The organism is Gordonibacter sp., assembly GCF_036667095.1.
Classification (GTDB): Bacteria; Actinomycetota; Coriobacteriia; order Coriobacteriales; family Eggerthellaceae; genus Gordonibacter.
The window spans coordinates 1-1,955 of record NZ_JAVWUP010000341.1; the positions used below are offsets into that span (position 1 = coordinate 1).

Annotated in this window: 2 protein-coding genes; both read left to right on the plus strand. The window is 49.2% G+C overall.

From position 1 onward, the window contains the following. Window positions 1–137: 137 nt before the first annotated feature. A complete protein-coding gene (locus RR842_RS14445; protein ID WP_332730273.1) occupies window positions 138–452 on the plus strand; it encodes a helix-turn-helix transcriptional regulator in 315 nt (104 codons plus the stop codon). A gap of 5 nt (window positions 453–457) precedes the next feature. After that, on the plus strand, window positions 458–1,825 hold the full coding sequence (locus RR842_RS14450) for an ImmA/IrrE family metallo-endopeptidase (RefSeq protein WP_332730274.1): 1,368 nt from the start codon (window positions 458–460) through the stop codon (window positions 1,823–1,825). Window positions 1,826–1,955: the final 130 nt, after the last annotated feature.

Here is a 1,955-nt window from a genome sequence, read left to right on the forward strand (position 1 = left end):
GGGTCCGGCATTGCCTTGTGCAGCGGATTGTCTAATGTGACGGATTCCTGACCTTTGTTGGATAATCCGACAATATATGTTGATTATTCCGTACACGGTGCTAAAGTGGTGAGACGAAAAAGAGAAGGGACACGGCTATGGCAAAGTTATACGAAAGGATTCGGCAGGCAAGAACGGAACTGCATCTTTCGCAAGATTACGTTGCCCGTTACCTGGGTATAGGGCGTTCCGCCGTTGCGGAGATGGAAGCAAACAAAAGAAAAGTCTCAGCTGAAGAGCTTGGGAAGCTGAGCGATCTGTTTCTTATTCCAGCAGATGAACTGCTAAGTGGAAAGAAGATTGACAGCCCGAGTCAGGTTTTTGCGCGTAACTTTGAGTCGCTTGGAGAAAGTGACCAGCAAGAAATTTTGAATCTGATGAAGTTTAAGCAGGCCATGAAGGAAAGACAATAATGGTCATGCCTGATTACGTGGCCTTGGCGCGAAACGGTATGCCCGCAGAAGAACTTGCAAATGCGTTTCTGCGGGCATATTTTTCTGATGGCGAACCGACGTTTCCCATCAACCCATTTCAGATCCTCGTAGATGAGGGCATTGCATTCAGCTTCAGGCCTTTTGATAAATATGAGGGGGCATACATACCTGCATCTTCCCCCGACGATGTTCCCGTCGTCGGCATCAACATCGGCAGGCCGATAACCAGACAGCGCTTTACCGCTGCCCATGAACTGTGCCACCATCTTAAAGATTCTGGCCACAATCCGCTCGCATGCAAGATCAATGGCCAATCGAGCATTGAGCGATATGCGGAAAATTTCGCTTCTGAACTACTAATGCCCAGCGTCGAGCTCGAAAGACAGGTTTGCCGTTATATGAAGAACGGCGCTGTCTCGTTTGAGGATGCTCTCGGCATCGCGAACTATTTTGGCGTAAGCTTCCAGGCCTGCCTCTATAAGCTTGCTTACAGGTTGCATGTTATTGAGGGTGATACATCTGCGAACTCGTTAAGATGCCGTCGTAGCGCATTCAAGCCCGATAGGCAGCGCGAGCGTCTTGGATTGACTCACCTGAAGCTATATGACCAGCTTTTCGATGCATCTGAAGAATGTTTTAAGGTCCCCATGAATCCTCGCGCGCGCCAGATATTCAAAACTGAGTTCATCGCCCACGACAGCAGAATGGAAGGGATAGACATCGATCCTGAAACGGCTGCCGAAATTGTTGTTGAGCTGCGATTGTGCGGGAATAATAGCGAGTTTTGCAACGAGAGAAACGAAGACATTATCGAGGTTGCAGGCCTCACCATTGCCTATGATTTCGTATTCGAAAAAGGCGCAAGCGGTTCGGAAGAAATCAACATATATGACGCTAAGAGCATCAATGAGAAGCTGTTTTCCACCGCGCCTTGTCCAGAGTATGGCGGCATGTTTAGGCAAAGTAACACGCTGGTGCTTGGTGCCAAGTTCGAGACAATCGACTACGGTGATATCCAGAAAGAGATGTTTTTCTTGGACAAAGACATCAGTGCTCTTCTCGTTGGCGCGGAAGACCTTTCCTTGTCTGATTACATCAAGCACACCTTGGATGTTCACCATCGCCTAACGGTCATTCATGCCTTCAGGGATGGGAATGGCAGGACAGCCAGGGCTTTTACTAACCTCTTGTTGCTAAGGAGAGGGATAGCGCCGGTGCTCTTTCGGCCTGATGTGAAGGATAGCTACAAGGCTGCGCTGTCATATGCCGATCAAACTGGAGACCATTCGAGGCTCTACGAGGCCTACTATAAAGCAATCATCGAATCGGTATCAGAACTCGTGATCATTTAATTGGCTTGCGAACAGTCAGGACAACACCGGTGCGCGGGTCAATCAGCGTTCAAGATGGGCTCATCGGGCATCTGGGACGGTGACGCACCTTACTCGCACCGTTCGATATCGCGGCAAAATTGGTCAAACA